Origin of the sequence: Rhizobium lentis (assembly GCF_017352135.1) — a bacterium.
Taxonomy (GTDB): Bacteria; Pseudomonadota; Alphaproteobacteria; order Rhizobiales; family Rhizobiaceae; genus Rhizobium; species Rhizobium lentis.
In genome coordinates, this window is sequence record NZ_CP071456.1 from 160,160 (window position 1) to 176,931 (window position 16,772).

Genomic DNA, 16,772 nt, shown 5'->3' on the forward strand with positions numbered 1-16,772 from the left:
CCACCGATTGTTTCCTATGCTTCCTTCTTTTTATAGGCGACGCAGTCGATCTCAACCTTGCAATCGACCATCATCGACGATTGCACACAGGCGCGTGCGGGCGGATGCTCGCCGAAATACTCCTGATAGATCTTGTTGAACGTCCAGAAGTCGCGCGGATCGTCGAGCCAGACGCCGACGCGCACGACGTCCTCGACGCCGTATCCGGCCTCTTCGAGGATCGCCAGAACATTGGCAATCGTCTTATGGGTCTGGGCAATGATGTTGCCGTCGATGATTTCGCCGTCTTCCATCGCAACCTGCCCGGAAACATAGAGCCATCCGTCAGCTTCGACGGCGCGCGCAAAAGGCAGTGTCTTGCCGCCGGCGCCCGTTTGAACAGTGCCATAGCGCTTGATGGGCATGCTGAAGTCCTTGCAAATTATTTTCTTGTTACGTTGACAAATGACCATAGAAAGCAGAATTTGACCAGTGAAAAACGTGTTTTATGAAAAGAATTTCAATCCGGGGCCGACATGCGCGATCCTTTCAAGAATCCTTTCCCCTCCGGCAGCGCCCGCCACGCGATCTGGGAGATGCTCGTTCCCCGCGATATCGATGCCTTTCTGGCCGCCGACTGGTCGAGGGTGGAGCATGACTTCGTCGAAGAAGGCTTCATCGGCATCGACGGCCGGAAGGAAATCAGCCCCGATAAGTGGCGCCTGGCCTTCCCGACGTTGTCGGCCTACCGCCAGGAGTGGCTGAGGCAGGCGAAGGATTTCGCCGAACAGAGTTTCGCGGAAGATCCGCGCACGGCGATCTTCACCACGACGACGCTCGAAGATATCGAGATCGAAGCCGACATGGCGCTGGTGCGCAAGAAATTCGACGGCGGCATTACCAAGTCCGACGGCAGCCGCGATGTCCTGCAATGGCAGACGCTCTATTATTGCCGGCTTCACGAAGGACGCTGGAAGATCTCAGGTTTCACCGGCTACCTGCCGAACCCGATGGGGTGAAGCGGGGCCGACAACACGAAGGCCACTTTCTTGCGCATATTCACGGCAGCACTGGCGACCGAGACCAACACCTTCTCCCCGATCTGCGTGGATCGCCGCGCATTCGAAGCCTCGCTTTATGCCCCGCCCGGCCAGCATCCGGAAACCCCGACGCTCTGCACCGCGCCGATCACCGTCGGCAGGCGCGTCGCAAAAGAAAAGGGCTGGGACCTGATCGAGGGAACGGCCACCTGGGCCGACCCCGCGGGCCTCGTCAACCGGGCGACCTACGAAGAACTGCGTGACGAAATCCTCGGCCAACTTCAGGCGGCGCTGCCTGTCAATGCCGTCGTCATGGGTCTGCATGGCGCCATGGTGGCAGCCGGATACGAGGATACGGAAGGCGATCTTCTCCAGCGCATGCGCGAGATCGTCGGGCCTGATGTGCTGATCTGCGCCGAACTCGACCCGCACAGCCATCTCACGGCAAAACGCGTCGCGGCGCTCGATTTCGCGGTCTATTTCAAGGAGTTTCCGCATACGGATTTCGTCGATCGCGCCGAGGACCTCTGGCGCATCGCGGTGGAAACGCTCGAAGGCCGGGTCAAACCTGTCATCTCGGTCTTCGACTGCCGCATGATCGACGTCTTCCCGACATCCCGCGAGCCCATGCGCTCATTCGTCGACAAGATCATGCAGATCGAGAAGGATGATCCCGATATCCTGTCGATTTCTGTGATTCACGGCTTCATGGTCGGCGACGTTCCCGAGATGGGAACGAAGCTGCTTGTCGTGACCGACAGCAAGCCGGAAAGAGGCGCGGCGCTGGCGCGCGAGCTCGGCCTCGAGCTCTTTTCCAAGCGTGGCACTTTCATGGTCCCGCAGATCGACGAGAAGCAAGCTGTGTCGCGGGCGATGGCCGCGACCGCATGGCCTGTCGTCATCGCCGACGTCTGGGACAATCCGGGCGGCGGCACGGCAGGGGATGCGACGGTTATTCTCGCAGAGCTGATTGCCCGCGGCGTCACGAGTGCGGCGATCGGCACCATCTGGGATCCGGTGGCCGTCCAGATTTGTTTTGCAGCCGGCGAGGGCGCCGAAATTCCGCTGCGCTTCGGCGCCAAGTCGGCGCCCGGCACCGGCAATCCCATCGACGGCACCGTCAAGGTCGTCAAGCTGGTGAAGAATGCCGAGATGCAGTTCGGCGAGAGCCTGGCGCCGTTCGGCGATGCCGCCCATATCGTGCTCGAGGGCATCGACATCATCCTCAATTCGACGCGCGCCCAAAGCTTCGATCCCAGCCTGTTTTCGGTGATGGGCATCGATCCCGCGCGGCAGAAGATCCTGGTGATCAAATCCACCAACCACTTCTTCGCGTCCTTTTCAAAGATCGCCGCGGAAATCCTTTACTGCTCCGCCGGAACGCCTTATCCCAATAATCCGGCGACGACGCCGTATCGGCGGGCGCCGAAGACGATCTGGCCGATCGTGGCCGATCCACATGGGACAGAACGCGGAGCCGCCTGAATGCATGACAATCGGTTTGCCGTCGTTGCCAGGGCAGGTGACAGGATCGCCGACCTCTCGACGCCGCGGCCTGTCATCGACGAGGACCGGCTGGCTGCGAACATAAACCGCGTTCAATCCTATATGGACGAGCACGGGCTCAACTTCCGCCCGCATATCAAGACGCACAAGATCCCGGCGCTCGCCGTGGCACAGGTCGCCGCCGGCGCCAAGGGCATCAATTGCCAGAAGGTCACCGAAGCCGAGGTCTTCGCCGAAGCCGGTTTCGGCGACATCCTGATCACCTTCAATATTCTCGGACAGCAGAAGCTCGAGCGCCTGGCCAGGCTGAACGAGAAAATTCCGGCCCTCAAAGTCGTTGCCGACAGCGAAGTGACGGTCGACGGGCTCGCGGCACATTTTTCCGGCCACAAGCCGCTGACGGTGCTTGTGGAATGCGACACGGGCGGCGGCCGCTGCGGTGTGCAGACGTCCGAGGAGGCGGCCTCGCTTGCCAAACGCATCGCCGCTGCCGATGGCTTGGTCTTCGGCGGCATCGTAACCTATCCGAAGCCGCAATCGGCCGGCGCCGTCGAAGCCTTCATCGCCGAGACGCTGCAGCGCCTGCAATCGGACGGCATAACCTGTCCGATCGTCAGCAACGGCGGAACGCCCAGCCTATTCGAGGCGCATCTTGTCCCATCGGCCACGGAACACCGCGCCGGCACCTATATATACAACGACCGCCAGATGGTGCGCATGGGCCATTGCACCGAAGACGATTGCGCCATGCACGTGTTAACGACTGTCGTCTCACGGCCGACTGCCGACCGGGCCGTCATCGATGCCGGTTCGAAGGCGCTGACCTCGGATCTTCAGGGTTTCAGCGATTACGGCCTGATCGTCGGTTATCCCCAGGCGCGCATCACCAGCCTGTCGGAAGAACATGGCGTGATCGATCTGTCGAACTGCACTGGCCCGCGGCCGCAGATCGGTGAGAGGCTCTTCATCATCCCGAACCACACCTGCGTGGTATCAAACCTGTTCGATACGATGGTTTTCCATCGCGGCGGCATCGTCACCCGCGTCGAGCACGTCGCGGCCCGCGGCCTCGTCTGGTAGGGCTGGGTTCCGGTTGAGGGCGAATTGGCTCGACGGGCGCCCATGCTCTGATCGTTTGACTAAAGGCTACAATGCAGGCTCCGTCCTAACATAGAAGCCTGCATTGGTCCCGCGAGTTCCGGCACCCTCGGTCGCCGGGTCTTGTCAGAGGCGGGCTTCGAGAATCAGGTTGAACGGCGTCTGCATCGCCTTGCGGAAGCGGGTGAAGCCAGCCTTGCGGAAGATCTCCTTGAGCCTTGCCTCGCCGGCCTGAGCGCCCAGCACGGTGTGACCTCCATCAGAAATGGCATGGGCACAGCAAATCGTCGTCGAGGCGGCATAGTAGAGCCGGCCAACAGGCGAGATATTGTCTTCGACCCGATCGTTGGCGAAGGGCTCGACCAGCATCACCGTGCCGTCCTTGGCAAGGGCCTTGGCTGCATGCGTGGCGGCTGCCACCGGATTGCCCATATCGTGCAGGCAGTCGAAGAAGCAGATGAGGTCATAGCCCGTCCCCGGATAGTTCTCCGCCCGCGCGGTCGAAAAAGTGGCGCGACCAGAAACGCCCGCCTCGCTCGCCACCTTGCGTGCTTCGTCAATCGATTTCTGATGGGTATCGAAGCCGTGGAATTTCGATTTTGGGAAAGCCTCTGCCATCAGCACCGTCGAATGGCCGTGGCCGCAACCGACATCGGCAGCCAGTGCGCCTGCGTTCAACTTCTCCACCACCCCGTCGAGCGCCGGGAGCCATTCCGACACGAGGCTGGCGCGGTAGGCGTTGCGGTAGAAGGAAGCGACGCCACAGAAGAGCCGGCCGTCATGATCGCCCCAAGGGATACCGGCGCCGGTGCGGAAGGCCTCGACCGCTTTTTCCTCGTCGGCCCACATGGAAGCGGGCGTGGCCCAGGCATTCGGGATGAAGACGGGACTGTCCTCGTTCGCCAGCACGAAAGCCTGCTCCGGCGTCAGCTCATAGGTGCCGCTGACGGCATGATAGGTGACATAGGCGCCGGCCACCTGCGAATTCAGCCATTCGCGCACATATCGTTCGGCGCAGCGGGCGCGCGTTGCGATCTCGCGAGACGTGAGCGGCCCGCGATCGGCCATTGCCTTGTAGAGGCCGAGGCGGTGGCCGAGGCTGACCATGACCCCGCCATAGCCGGCGGAAAGATCGCTGACGACGCGGCCGACCAGCGTATCGAGCTTCGCACGGTCGATGGATTTGGTTTGCATGGTGTCCATGATGTTTCTCCCTGGTTGGAAACCTCCGTTCGAGGTGAGGGGAGCATCTCAGACGGGGAGGGTAAGCGGCAGAGCGGTGCCGGCCATGATCGGGCCATTTGCGCCACGCAAAGCCGGAAGCCACCGCTTCCGAAGTGGCCCCCGCTGCGCTCCGCGGTTATTATTGCTTCCCGAAGAGGGAACCGATGATGACGAGAACGCAGCAGGAGGCGGAGCGGGCGCAACGGCCGCAGCCGCTCCATGTCAGTCTGGTGGCGCTGCCGGAGGCGGCAGTCTCGACGTTGAGCGGCATCTTTGATGTGATGAACGCCTTTTCCATCGTACCTCCGGACGACGGCATTACGAAGACTCCACCTTTCCACGTCGAGATCGTCGGCGAACGGGCCGGCCCGCTCACCCTCGCCAGCCGCGTGCCGCTCGTGGTGCAGCGACCGGTCGCCGAAATCGAGCGGACTGACATCGTCATCGTGCCCTCGGTCGTGCTTGGGCCGGAAGGCTGGGTGAAGCGCCGATATCCGGCGCTGGTGGAATGGTGCCGGAGAATGCACGAGAAAGGGGCGCTGATCTGCTCGGCCTGTTCGGGAATCTTCCTGCTTGCCGAGACCGGGGTCTTCGATGGCGCCGATGCCACTGTCCACTTCGGCTATGCCCAGACGTTCCGCGACGCCTATCCGCAGATCCCGATCCATCCGGAACAGGTGCTGGTGGTCGCTGGCCAGCGGGACGAGTTGATTACATCGGGCGCCTCGATGACATGGCACGATCTTGTGCTTTATCTGATCGCCCGCCATGCGGGGGCGACGGCAGCGCAGACGGTGGCCCGCTATTTTGCGCTGCAATGGCACCAGGACGGCCTGGCTCCCTATATGGTGTTCGAGGGGCGGCGCGACCACGGCGACCAGGCGATCCAGACCGCACAGGACTGGCTTGCGGTCCATTTTCCAGTCGCCAACCCGCTGGAGGAGATGGTCAAGCAGGCGGGCCTCACGGAGCGGACCTTCAAGCGGCGGTTCACACGGGCGACCGGCATGAGCCCGATCGCCTATGTGCAACGGCTGCGGATCGAGGAGGCGAAGCGGCGGCTAGAGCGAACGGAGGCTTCCGTCGACGAGATAAGTTGGCAGGTAGGGTATGAGGAACCGGCCTTCTTTCGACGCTTGTTCAGGAGGATAACCGGCTTGGCTCCCGGCAACTATCGCCGCCGGTTTCAGGTGCCGGCCTATGCTAAGCGACCTTCTACTGGCAAATGAAATTTGGCAATCACCTGCCGTATTGAGCATGACATATGGCCAACGGATAGGCAGCAATCAACCTTCTGCGCCTGCTCAACAAGGGGCCGCGACAGCGCAGAACAGCCGCATCTTCGAAGCGAACCTCAGTTCTGCAAGGCCCAGTCCGCAGTCTGCCAGCGCATCTGCCCGCGGTCGGCAACGACACGGCCGAGCCCTGGGAAGGGCATGTGGGTGGCGGCGATGAGGGCGCGTTCCGAAGCGGCGCGAGGGAAAAACCGGTCGCGCATCGCTTTGGCTGCTGCACGATCCTGCTCGAACAGGAAGAACACATCGGTGGCCGCAGGATGCACGACGGGAAAGATCATGTCCGAGACCATGATCAGGCTCTGTCCGCCATCTTCGACACGCACCCCGATATGTCCGGGTGTATGGCCGGTCAGGTCGACAATCGAGACGCCCGGTACAATTTCTCGCTCTCCGTCGATCGCCTGAAGTCTCGGGTAGAGACGCACGACCTCCTCCGCCATCTTGAAGCTGGTTTGAAGATAGTCGGGCGCGCCGTTGCGCTTGGCCGGATCAGTCCAATGGCTGACGTCGCGGCGATCTATGTATAGTTCGGCCTTGGGATAGTTGTTCTTGCCGCCGAGAATCAGACCACCCATGTGGTCCTGATGCATGTGCGTTACGATCACCGCGTCGATCTGGTCGGGCTGCAGGCCGAGAGCGGCGAGCGCCTGCGGCAACTGCCCGGTCTGCCCGATCGAGCCCGCTGTACCGGCATCGATCAGGATGCGGCGTTCGCCATCCTCAATGAGGTATTGGTTGAAGAGGAATCGCACCCCACTCGGCCGGGCGGTGAACTGCGCGACTGCCGCCTGTTCGACCTCCGCCGCGGTACGCCCCGGAAAATATTCATAGGGCATGTCGGCATACCCGTCCGTCAACGCCGTCACCGTAAAGCGGCCGATGCGGATCTGCGCGAGCGGCGTAACGCTGACCGGCGCTTTGGCGGCCTCCTGCGTCGCAGCAAGCGCGGACGCTCCTTCAATCATACCTCCGCCAAAGAGGCTTCCCCCGAGGAGGCCAAGAGGGAGAGCGCTTGCAAAGGCACGACGCGAAAGCTGGGGCATGACGTCCATCCTGATGATTGGCAAATATGGGGAGCCTGGCAGCGCCCTCGAACGACGTGAAGCTATGACATCCACAACCAGTAGGGTATCCTGCCATTTCGGGAAGCTTACTCTCAGATTTCGGAAGGATTGTATGGATCGTCTTGACGCGATGTCGGTACTGCTGGCGGTGGTCGATGCCGGCAGTCTTTCGGCCGGGGCGCGGCGGCTCAACGCACCGCTCGCCACGGTCAGCCGCAAGGTCGCCGATCTTGAAAAGCACCTCGGAGCGCGTCTGGTGCTGCGCACGCGCCGCGGTCTCTCGCTGACCGAGGAGGGGCGCGCCTTTGTCGCCGCCTCACGTCGCATCCTCGAGGACCTGGACGCGGCGGAGCGGCAGGCCAGCGGCGATCATGGCGCGCTGCGTGGCGGGCTTCATGTCACCGCACCTATTGCTTTCGGCGAGCGTTATCTGCTGCCAATCGCGCTGGAATTCTTGAAGGAGCAACCGGACATCGACCTGCGCCTGACGCTGGCTGATCGGCAGATAAATCTGGCAGATGAGCAGGTTGACGTGGCTCTGCGAATTGGGCACCTGACGGACAGTGCGCTGATTGCGACGCGCGTCGGCAGCGTCCGCCGGGTTATCTGCGCGAGCCCCGAATATCTGGCCCGCCGAGGCGTGCCGCGTCGGCCGGAAGACCTCGCGCGACATGACGGCATAAGCTTCCAGGGCTTTGCGACCGCGCCGGAATGGCGCTACCGCCGGGACGGTCCGGCCTTCACCATCGAGCCGCGGTCCAAACTCGCGGTCAACACGACGGAAGCGGCCATTCAGGCTGCAATGGCCGGCATCGGCATCATCCGCGTGCTGTCTTACCAGATTTCCGATCAGCTGCGCTCCGGCGCTCTGCAGGAACTGCTGACTGAGTTCGCACGAGAACCTTTACCTGTGAACATCTTGCACGGACCAGCCGATCCCCTATCGCTGAAGGTGAGGTGCTTCCTCGACTGGATCGGGCCTCGCCTCCGCGCGCGGATGGCCCAGTAGCGTACCCGCAGGTGTGCATCCGCCCATGACGATCAGGCACCGGTGCGATTGCTTCACACAGGCAGGAAATTGATTTTGGAATTGCCGATAAAGCCGACGACGAACTGGTTGGCGGGCTTGTGATAAAGCTCGAGCGGTGCGCCGGTCTGGGAGATGTTGCCGGCGTCGAGCACGACGACGATGCGGTCGGCCATCGTCATGGCTTCGACCTGGTCGTGCGTCACATAGATCATCGTTGCCTTCAACGCCCTATGCAGCTTGGCAAGCTCAATGCGCATATCGGCGCAACAGCGGCCGTTAGATCGAACGACTGTCATATGCCCAATGCAGCAGCGCCTGGCGCTGGCGCGGTCGGCACCAGCAATCTCCAGGCTCGCAGGCTCGGCGAAGCTGAGCGATATGGCGGCGAATGGCTTTCCAGCGGGCGATCTGTCGCTCGTCCTCACCAGGCATGCGGCGACCTTGATAATAGCGGCAATACCACTGGAACCAGCCACGCGGATCGTCGGGATGTATCCATCCTTTGGCTCGCCAGACGTTAAGGGGTTGGCTGGCGTCGACACCGAAGCAATTCAGTGACGGATCCTTTCGCAGCGGCGACAGACGGGCCTCTGCAAACCAGCTTTCCGGGAATTCGTCACGACAATCGGTCATGTATTTGCCGCCGAACACGCCGAGTGCAAGCATCTCGGCGGGGGTCAGCTCTGGCCGGAAGTCGGGATGGAAGTTGCGGCCACTTGGTGCAGCGAGAACGTATCGGTAGCCTTGCTGCATCCGATCATTCACGACGATCCACCGGGGTTTCATCGGGCGCCCTCCGACAGCGGTTTCTGGCGGTTGCGCCGCCAGATGGACACGTTGAGTGCCGCCGCGAAACTCACCCACGCGAGGTAAGGAACAAGGAGCAGGGCAGCAGCCGAATTCGCGGGATAAAACAAGATGATCGTCGCCAGGATCGCAGCCCAAAGCAGCATGATCTCCACCGCGGCAAGCCAGGGTTGGTGAAGCGCAAAAAAGATCGGCGACCACGCAGCATTGAGCAGAAGCTGGACTGCATAGACACTGAGCGGGAATGCTGCGCCGGCAATGCCTGCCTCCAGCCACAGGAGCCAGCCCGACAGTCCGATCGAGGCATAGAGTACCGTCCAGACCGGGGCGAACAGCCAATCGGGCGGCCGCCATCCTGGCTTGTCGAGCTGCTTGTACCATTCGCCTGACCGAAAAATCACGCCGGTGGCCGCCGCAGCAAAGCTCGCGGCCTGAAAGGCGACCAGCACAAGAAGGGAATCCATGTCCATCCGACAAAAGGTGGAGGGAGCCGCCGACGCGACAAGCGAGTCCCTCCAAAGGCCCTATTGGTTCTGGCGAGCAGCGAACTCGCCGGAACCCATTGCAGAAAACAGCGGGATGACCTGCCAGGCGGCCGACAGCCCCACCAGGACGTAAACGACCCGGGCGAGCCCCGAGCCGGCCCCAAATATGGCGGCCACGAGGTCAAAGCCGAATAGCCCGACCAGCCCCCAGTTCAGGCCGCCTACGATCACGAGGATGAGCGTTAGTATGTTGAGGAACTTCATGGTTCTTCTCCAGTTGAGGGGACCAGGGTCAGCCTTCCGGCGGCACGATCACCTTATCGATGACATGGATGACACCATTGGAGGCAGCAACGTCGGCGGCAGTTACAACGGCGTCGTTCACCTTGACGGTGGAGCCCTCGACGTTGACGTCGATCGTTTTGCCATTGACCGACTTCGCCTCATTGATACCCGCCACGTCCTTAGCCATGACCTTGCCCGCGACCACATGGTAGGTGAGGATCGCGGTGAGCTTTTGCTTATTTTCCGGCTTCAGAAGGTTTTCGACGGTACCGGCCGGCAACTTGGCGAAGGCTTCATCGGTCGGAGCGAAGACCGTGAACGGACCCGTTCCCTTGAGAGTGGCGACCAGGCCTGCGGCTTCGAGCGCGGTCGCCAGCGTCTTGAACTTACCCGCCTCCACGGCAGTGTCGACGACATCCTTCTCCGCGGCGACCCCGCTGAAACTGCTGCCGAGCGTGATTGCTGCAGCGACTAAAAGGCTTCTCAACTTCATGTCATTCTCCTCTCGATGACAGGTGCAGCGTTTGCACCTCACATCTTTCATTTGGAGAACATAGATTTTATTCCCACTCAAATTTTCGTGAGCAGAAAAAGAATTATCTTGTAATGAAAATAGTCATTGGGGTAGTTTCCCGAAACGAAAAGGAGTTTACGAGTGCTCTCCGACACGCTGTCCAATGAGCTTCAGCGCTACGCGATCGGCCCGCGTATCAAGACACTGCGACTGAGAAAGAAGCTGGGGCTGGTGCAGTTGGCGGGGCATACAGGTCTCTCGCCTGCGATGCTTTCGAAGATCGAGCGCGGGCAGATGTTTCCGACGCTGCCCACTCTGCTTCGGATCGCCATGGTTTTCGGGGTCGGCCTCGATCACTTCTTCAAATCCGACAAGGAAGAACCGCGCATTGCGGTGGTCCGAAAGCACGAGCGTCTCAAACTTCCAAGCCCGCCGGGCGAAAAGAACCCAGCCTTCCTCTTCGAAAGCTTGGATTATCCCGCTTCCGACCGCCGTATGGAGGCCTATTACGCCGAGTTTCCGATCGATTCGCCGCCGTCGGAGCCGCATCAACATGGCAGCGCCGAGTTCATCTACGTGCTCAGCGGTCGGCTTGTCGTCATTGTGGACGGCAAGGAGACAGCGCTGGCTGCGGGCGACGCTATGTATTTTGACTCAAGCGTTCCGCACAGTTACCGCCGGGAAGGCGAGGGAACCTCGACGGCTCTTGTTGTGATTTCTCCTTAGAGCCTTTCCTGGTCAGATTGAAGCATTCTGCCGGAGCAGGTTTTCGTCAGGGCAAAGGCGATTGGCGACGGGCATACCCCAAGGTACGTCCGAGCCGATCGCCTTTGATCCTGGCGAAAAGATGCCCGGCCCTAGCTGGTTTGCAAGCAAACCACCGGGGTTGGCTGAAACGGGCCGGCTGATCGACCGGCCGGCTTGGCCGTAGAGCTGGGCTACGACGCGCGCCGGCCGGTCGACCATCCGACTCCGTTTGAGCCAACAGAATGATTCAATCTGACCAGGAAAGGCTCTGGACGGCCGTCGGCTGCGTACTCCTGAAACTCATCCCATGCATTGCCCGTGTTGATGGAGGACCTCGGTTTCGGGTGGGGCCTCGGACCGTCAAAGGGAACGCTTGCGCTTCCTGCGCGGGCGGGTTATAAACTGAACCAGATGGTTCAGTATTTACATCCTCCCCTTGATCTCTCGTTCGCGGCGCTGTCCGATGCCACCCGCCGCGGGATCATCGATCAGCTTGGGCGAGGGGACGCGTCGATCACCAGTCTCGCGGATAAGTTCCAGATGACGCTGACCGGCATGAAGAAGCATGTCCAGGTTCTCGAGCGCGCGGGGCTCGTCGTCACGCAGAAGGTCGGGCGGGTGAGAACCTGCAAGCTCGGGAAACGCGGTCTCAAGGCGGAGGCCGAATGGATCGAGACGCATCGCAAGCTCTTCGAGGCCCGCTTCGAAACATTGGACGAGATCATCAACGAAATGAAGCAGGAGGGAAGCGGTGACTGAGCAAGTTGACGGTGCAGGAGGTGCGCAGAACCGCACCTCGGTCGAGCGAAGAGGAGATCGCGAACTCGTCGTCACGCGGACATTCGATGCGCCGGCGAGCACGGTTTACAGAGCGTGGAGCCAGCCCGAGCTGTTCCAGCGCTGGTGGGTGCCAAAATCAGTACCCGGCATTTCGCTCGTATCGTGCGATATGGATGTTCGTACCGGCGGCAAATATCGGCTGGAATTCAGTGCCGGCGGGTCGGACACCATGGCCTTCTACGGCAGGTATCTCGAGGTGGTGCCGAATGAGCGCATCATCTGGACCAACGACGAGGGGGAGGAGGGTGCGGTTACGACCGTGACCTTCGAGGACCAAGGCGGGAGGACACTTCTGACTTTCCACGAAGTCTACCCGTCCAAGGAGGCGCTTGAGGAAGAACTGCAGGGCTCGGCGGTCGCATTGCCGGAGCAGCTGGAACAGCTCGACGAATTGCTTTCCAGCACAGGCGAGTAGCGCGGGGCGGGAAAACGCGCCTCGGTCCGTCTGCTCTTGCGACGAAACTCCGGTGCGACGGTGCCATGCAGCCATACTACCTAATCCCGCATGGACTGAACACCTACCGGCGGCAGCCTTAATAAGGGCCATTTTGCCGCCGACCGGCCAGTCTTCCGGACAGGACGAACCGCTGAACCAGAGCCAGTCCGTTCAAGCCGCCGTCGGGTTGATGAGATTCATATCGATTTCCGTCAGCTCGACCCGCCGCTCGAAGGCAATGCCCGCCTCGTCGAAGAGATGGCAATCGGCGGCATTGATGCCGGTCGTCACAGGCGCGTCCGGGCGGATGCCGACGCTTCCGGGCAGCATGGCGCAGAAATTCTCGCCCTCGCCATTGAGCGCGGCGTAAGCGACCGTATTGGCCCCCAGCCGTTCGATGACCGTCGGCGTCACGGAAAAGGTGATGTCGCCGCCGTTGAGCTGGATATGCTCCGGCCGGATGCCAAGCGTCAGGGTTTTGCCGGCCATGCCATCGCGCGGGGTCACCGGCAGAACGGCCGTCTGACCGCGGTACTCCACCTCGACACCGGCGGCGCTGACGCCCTTGCAGGTCACAGGCAGGAAATTCATTTTCGGATTGCCGATGAAGCCGGCGACGAACTGGTTGGCGGGCTTGTGATAAAGCTCGAGCGGTGCGCCGGTCTGGGAGATGTTGCCGGCGTCGAGCACGACGATGCGGTCGGCCATCGTCATGGCTTCGACCTGGTCGTGCGTCACATAGATCATCGTTGCCTTCAACGCCCTATGCAGCTTGGCAAGCTCGATGCGCATATCGGCGCGCAGCGCGGCATCGAGGTTGGATAGCGGCTCGTCGAACAGAAAAATCTTCGGTTCGCGCACGATGGCGCGGCCGATCGCCACACGCTGGCGCTGACCGCCGGAAAGCATGCCGGGTTTCTGCTGCAGCCGCTGTTCGAGATGGAGGATGCGGGCTGCATTTTCGACCTTTGCCGTCAGCTTTGCCTCCTCCATCTTCTCGACGCGAAGCGGAAAGGCGATGTTCTCGAAAACCGTCATGTGCGGATAGAGGGCGTAGGATTGGAATACCATGGCGATGCCGCGCTTGACGGGCGGCAGGTCGTTGACCCTGACGCCGTCGATGACGATGTCGCCCGCCGTCGTCGCATCGAGTCCGGCGATCATCCGCAAGAGGGTGGACTTGCCGCAGCCCGACGGGCCGACGAAGACGACGAACTCGCCGTTCCTCACCTCGAGCTGCACGCCCTTCAGAACTTCGTAGTCGCCGTAGAATTTCTGAACTTTGTTGAGAAGGAGCTGTCCCAAAAATCTATCTCCGCCGGCGGCCTTCGTCGCACATTCATCGTCAGGGGAGGGATCGCAGCTATTGCCGCGATCCCAACAAGCCCAAAAGGCTTACTTGAACGCCTCGATTTCGCCGGCGGCCTTCTTGAGCGCGGCTTCCGGCTCAGCCTTGCCTGTTACCACCGACTGGATCATCTCAATCATCGAGTTCTGGAAGCCCTTATAATCGGTAAAGAGCGGCTCCGGGCCACCATAGCTGATGCCTTCGATCAAAGGCTTCCAGTAGGGGTCCTTGGCGACGAACTCGTCGACCTTTGGCGAGGGACGCAGCGGGGTGAGGCCAGCGCCGCCCTGCAATTCGTATTCCGACTGAACGTCAGGCGAGGTGATAAACTTGGCGAATTCCGTCGCCTTGTCCTCGACGCCTGAACCCTTGAAGATCGCAAGACTGTCGGTGATCAGTAGCGTGCCCGGCCCCTTGGCGTCGGGACCGAGCGGCAGAGTCGTAATGCCCCAGTTGATCTTCGTCTCTTTCAGCCGGGATGCGGCGCCCGATCCTGCCTGGATCATGGCGACCTTGCCGTCGAGGAAGATGGCGCGGACTTCGTTCTGCTCATAGGCCGTCGGGCCTTCTTCGGAATAGGGGACGATATCCTTGTAGGCCTTCAGCGCGGCCAGGATCTGCGGGCTGTCGAGCGTGACCTTGCCTTCGGCATCCGTCACCGCACCATTGTTGGTGTAAACCCAATGCATGAACTGGTGCATCGTGTTGTCGAAGGTCTTGGCGGAAAGACCGAAGCCCGGAATCCCGGTCTTTTCCTTGATGGTCTTCGCCATCTCGATTTCTTCGGCCCAGGTCTTCGGCGGCTTCTCGGGATCGAGGCCGGCCTGCTTGAAGAGATCCTTGTTCCAGTAAAGCGCCTTGGTGGAAAAGGCGATCGGAACGCCCCACTGCGTGCCTTCGAAGGTCACCGTGTCGACGATATGAGGATAGTAGCTCTTCTTTTCGTCATCGGTCATCGGCACCGGAACGATGAGGTCGTTCTGCGCGAATTCCTTCAGCGTGCGCGAGCCGACATAGGCCATCGCGACCGGCGTGCCGGCCGCGGCGAGCGTCGTTGCCTTGTCCTGGCACTGCGCCCAGCCGACGACTTCGGGCGTGACCTTCCAGCCTGCGTTCTTTTCTTCCCACTGCTTGATGTATTTGGTGTGGACCGGGTCGATCGTGTCGCCGCAATAGATCCAGCTGATTTCCTTGTCAGCGGCTTCAGCAGTGACCGCGGTCAGTGCCGTCGAACCGAGCAGGGCAAGCGCCATAAGGCCTGTCTTGATTGATATGCTCACGTCGTGACTCCCATTGTGGTTGTTAGCTGTTCACTCGTTTTTTCTCTTATTGTTTCACCGCACCGGCGGTCAGACCGCCGACGAGATAACGCTGAAGGAAGAAGATGACGACCATCGCCGGCGCAATACCGACGAAGGAAGCCGCCATCAGTTCGTTCCAGATAACCTCCTGCTTGCCGAAGTAAGCAAAGAGCCCGACCGGCAGGGGCATGTATTCGGTCTTCGAGTTGAAGGTCAGCGCGAAGATGAATTGCTGGGCGTAGGCGCCGATGAAGGTGGTGATGGCGACGACGATGATTCCCGGCATCGCGATGGGCAGGATGACGCGGCGAAGCGTGTAGAAATGGCTGGCGCCATCCATGTAGGCAGCTTCGTTGAGCTCCTGAGGAATGCGGATCATATAGGTGCGCAGCAGCCAGATCGCCGACGGAATCAGGAAGGCGACGCCCGGCACGATCATGGCGAGATAGGTGTTGAGCACGCCCATGCTGCGCATCAGCCGGAAGAGCGGAATCAAGAGCACGGCGCCGGAGAACATGTTCACCGTCAGGAATGCGCCGAGCAATATCCCCATGCCCTTAAATTCGAACCTCGCGAAAGCGTAGGCCGCCGGGATGACCAGGCAGAGCACGATCACCGTGACGACGGTCGAGATGAAGAAGGAGTTGAAGATATAGCGGCCGAAACCCGGCACGCTGATCCACATCGTCCGGTAAGCCTCGAACGAGCCGTTCTCCGGCCAGAAGCGGTAGGGCGAGGAAAAGAGCTGGGCGAGCGGCTTCAACGACACCAGGAAGCCCTCGACGAAGGGCGAAAGCACGAAGAACAGAAACAGCGCGATGCCGCAATAGATCAGGACGATTTCCCACCAGCGGTAACGGTCGATCATGGCGGGACTGCTCATGCGCGCTTCTCCGGATTGAGACGGCGGGTGACACGGAAATAGGCGAAGCAGAAGAGCGACAGGAAGATGCAGATCAGGACGGCGCGCGCGGCACCTTCCCCGTATTTCTTCGAGCCGATCGCGGTCTGATAGGTATCGATGATCATCGTAGTGGTCTCGCCGCTCGGTCCGCCCTGCGTCAGGATCCAGATGATGTCGAACGAGTTGAAGGTGGCGATCAGCGACAGCATCGACATGGTGATGATGGCGGGCACCATCAGCGGCAGGGTGATGCGGCGAAAGCGGTACCAGCGGCCGGCGCCGTCGGTCCAGGCTGCTTCATAGAGATCCTTCGGAATGGATTGGATCGCTGCTAGAAAGTAGATCGTCACCAGCGGCACGCCGATCCACACGTCGGTGATGATCGTCGCCCAGAAGGCGGTGCTTCCATAAGCGAGGAAGGCGACCGGGCCGTCAACGAGGCCGAAGCGCTGCAACAAGCCGGATATCATTCCGAACTGGCCGTTATACATCCAGCCCCACATGAAGATGCCGATCGCCATCGGCACGATCCATGGCGGCATGGTCAGCAGCCGGAACAACGAGCGGCCGGGTACGGCGGCATTCAGCATGCATGCGCCGAACGTGCCGATCACCATTTTCAGCGCGACGGAAAAGAAGGTCCAGATGAAGGTGCGGATGATGACTTCCGCAAAACGCTCATTGAAGATCTTCTCGTAATTGACCCAGCCGACCCAATTGGTGGTCTTCTTCAGCGACGCATCGGTGAAGGAGAGAATGAAGGTATCGACGAGGGGATAGGCAACGATGGCAAGAACATAGAGGACGGCCGGAAGAAGGAGGATCCAGGCGAAGATGAAGGCGCTTCTTTGGACACTCATCTTGCC

Annotated in this window: 20 protein-coding genes and 1 pseudogene; 8 read left to right on the forward strand and 13 right to left on the reverse strand. The window is 60.9% G+C overall.

All coding sequences use genetic code 11. The features are described 5' to 3' along the window. Positions 1-14: 14 nt before the first annotated feature. Positions 15-404, reverse strand: a complete 390-nt coding sequence (locus J0663_RS27075; protein ID WP_207245867.1) for a RidA family protein — start codon at positions 402-404, stop codon at positions 15-17. Between the two features lie 111 nt (positions 405-515). Here J0663_RS27075 and J0663_RS27080 point away from each other — a divergent pair, with 111 nt between their 5' ends. The 3 genes from J0663_RS27080 to J0663_RS27090 are packed head-to-tail and all read left to right on the forward strand — an operon-like array spanning position 516 to position 3,605. Then, positions 516-998 (forward strand): hypothetical protein, encoded by a 483-nt coding sequence (locus J0663_RS27080; protein ID WP_207245868.1) that lies wholly within the window; start codon positions 516-518, stop codon positions 996-998. Positions 999-1,028: 30 nt separating this feature from the next. Then, entirely contained in the window at positions 1,029-2,504 is a 1,476-nt protein-coding gene (locus J0663_RS27085; protein WP_207245869.1) for a M81 family metallopeptidase, read from the forward strand. Beyond that, the gene (locus tag J0663_RS27090) at positions 2,505-3,605 is read left to right on the forward strand and encodes a D-TA family PLP-dependent enzyme (protein ID WP_207245870.1); all 1,101 of its coding nucleotides are present in this window, start codon (positions 2,505-2,507) and stop codon (positions 3,603-3,605) included. 144 nt (positions 3,606-3,749) lie between these two features. On the opposite strand, the gene J0663_RS27095 is transcribed toward J0663_RS27090, so the two are convergent. Continuing rightward, a complete protein-coding gene (locus tag J0663_RS27095) occupies positions 3,750-4,826 on the reverse strand; it encodes a class I SAM-dependent methyltransferase (protein ID WP_207245871.1) in 1,077 nt (358 codons plus the stop codon). Between the two features lie 185 nt (positions 4,827-5,011). Here J0663_RS27095 and J0663_RS27100 point away from each other — a divergent pair, with 185 nt between their 5' ends. Beyond that, on the forward strand, positions 5,012-6,076 hold the full coding sequence (locus J0663_RS27100) for a GlxA family transcriptional regulator (RefSeq protein WP_207245872.1): 1,065 nt from the start codon (positions 5,012-5,014) through the stop codon (positions 6,074-6,076). Positions 6,077-6,201: 125 nt separating this feature from the next. Here J0663_RS27100 and J0663_RS27105 read toward each other — a convergent pair whose 3' ends face one another. Continuing rightward, positions 6,202-7,188, reverse strand: a complete 987-nt coding sequence (locus J0663_RS27105; RefSeq protein ID WP_207245873.1) for an MBL fold metallo-hydrolase — start codon at positions 7,186-7,188, stop codon at positions 6,202-6,204. Positions 7,189-7,321: 133 nt separating this feature from the next. On the opposite strand from J0663_RS27105, the gene J0663_RS27110 reads away from it, so the two are divergent. Next, positions 7,322-8,218, forward strand: a complete 897-nt coding sequence (locus J0663_RS27110) for a LysR family transcriptional regulator (protein ID WP_207245874.1) — start codon at positions 7,322-7,324, stop codon at positions 8,216-8,218. Positions 8,219-8,274: 56 nt separating this feature from the next. Here J0663_RS27110 and J0663_RS27115 read toward each other — a convergent pair. The 5 genes and pseudogenes from J0663_RS27115 to J0663_RS27135 all read right to left on the reverse strand — a co-directional run. Beyond that, a pseudogene (locus tag J0663_RS27115) lies at positions 8,275-8,502 on the reverse strand (ABC transporter ATP-binding protein); the annotation flags it as partial. A gap of 13 nt (positions 8,503-8,515) precedes the next feature. After that, positions 8,516-9,025 (reverse strand): hypothetical protein, encoded by a 510-nt coding sequence (locus tag J0663_RS27120; protein ID WP_207245875.1) that lies wholly within the window; start codon positions 9,023-9,025, stop codon positions 8,516-8,518. Then, a complete protein-coding gene (locus J0663_RS27125; protein ID WP_207245876.1) occupies positions 9,022-9,510 on the reverse strand; it encodes a TspO/MBR family protein in 489 nt (162 codons plus the stop codon). Before J0663_RS27125 ends, J0663_RS27120 begins: the two co-directional genes overlap by 4 nt. 60 nt (positions 9,511-9,570) lie before the next feature. Beyond that, positions 9,571-9,795: a DUF378 domain-containing protein gene (locus J0663_RS27130; RefSeq protein ID WP_207245877.1), complete on the reverse strand. Its 225-nt coding sequence runs from the start codon at positions 9,793-9,795 to the stop codon at positions 9,571-9,573. Between the two features lie 28 nt (positions 9,796-9,823). After that, positions 9,824-10,309 (reverse strand): fasciclin domain-containing protein, encoded by a 486-nt coding sequence (locus tag J0663_RS27135; RefSeq protein ID WP_207245878.1) that lies wholly within the window; start codon positions 10,307-10,309, stop codon positions 9,824-9,826. 162 nt (positions 10,310-10,471) lie between these two features. Between J0663_RS27135 and J0663_RS27140 the strand changes: the two genes are divergently transcribed. Further along, positions 10,472-11,056, forward strand: a complete 585-nt coding sequence (locus tag J0663_RS27140; protein WP_207245879.1) for a helix-turn-helix domain-containing protein — start codon at positions 10,472-10,474, stop codon at positions 11,054-11,056. A gap of 12 nt (positions 11,057-11,068) precedes the next feature. Here the strand turns inward: J0663_RS27140 and J0663_RS31770 are convergent, their stop codons facing one another. Continuing rightward, positions 11,069-11,296: a hypothetical protein gene (locus J0663_RS31770; protein ID WP_311043454.1), complete on the reverse strand. Its 228-nt coding sequence runs from the start codon at positions 11,294-11,296 to the stop codon at positions 11,069-11,071. Between the two features lie 192 nt (positions 11,297-11,488). Between J0663_RS31770 and J0663_RS27145 the strand changes: the two genes are divergently transcribed. Then, positions 11,489-11,836, forward strand: a complete 348-nt coding sequence (locus J0663_RS27145; RefSeq protein WP_207245880.1) for an ArsR/SmtB family transcription factor — start codon at positions 11,489-11,491, stop codon at positions 11,834-11,836. Then, the gene (locus J0663_RS27150) at positions 11,829-12,332 is read left to right on the forward strand and encodes an SRPBCC family protein (RefSeq protein ID WP_207245881.1); all 504 of its coding nucleotides are present in this window, start codon (positions 11,829-11,831) and stop codon (positions 12,330-12,332) included. The genes J0663_RS27145 and J0663_RS27150 overlap by 8 nt, the downstream gene beginning before the upstream one ends. Positions 12,333-12,524: 192 nt before the next feature. Here the strand turns inward: J0663_RS27150 and J0663_RS27155 are convergent, their stop codons facing one another. The 4 genes from J0663_RS27155 to J0663_RS27170 all read right to left on the reverse strand — a co-directional run bounded on the left by J0663_RS27155 (position 12,525) and on the right by J0663_RS27170 (position 16,766). Next, positions 12,525-13,658 carry an ABC transporter ATP-binding protein gene (locus tag J0663_RS27155; protein WP_207245882.1) on the reverse strand — a complete coding sequence of 378 codons (1,134 nt, stop codon included), beginning with the start codon at positions 13,656-13,658 and terminating at the stop codon, positions 12,525-12,527. Between the two features lie 90 nt (positions 13,659-13,748). Then, positions 13,749-14,954: an ABC transporter substrate-binding protein gene (locus J0663_RS27160; RefSeq protein WP_207245923.1), complete on the reverse strand. Its 1,206-nt coding sequence runs from the start codon at positions 14,952-14,954 to the stop codon at positions 13,749-13,751. 73 nt (positions 14,955-15,027) lie between these two features. Continuing rightward, positions 15,028-15,885 carry a carbohydrate ABC transporter permease gene (locus tag J0663_RS27165; protein ID WP_207245883.1) on the reverse strand — a complete coding sequence of 286 codons (858 nt, stop codon included), beginning with the start codon at positions 15,883-15,885 and terminating at the stop codon, positions 15,028-15,030. Further along, positions 15,882-16,766 (reverse strand): carbohydrate ABC transporter permease, encoded by an 885-nt coding sequence (locus J0663_RS27170; RefSeq protein WP_207245884.1) that lies wholly within the window; start codon positions 16,764-16,766, stop codon positions 15,882-15,884. The genes J0663_RS27165 and J0663_RS27170 overlap by 4 nt, the downstream gene beginning before the upstream one ends. Positions 16,767-16,772: the final 6 nt, after the last annotated feature.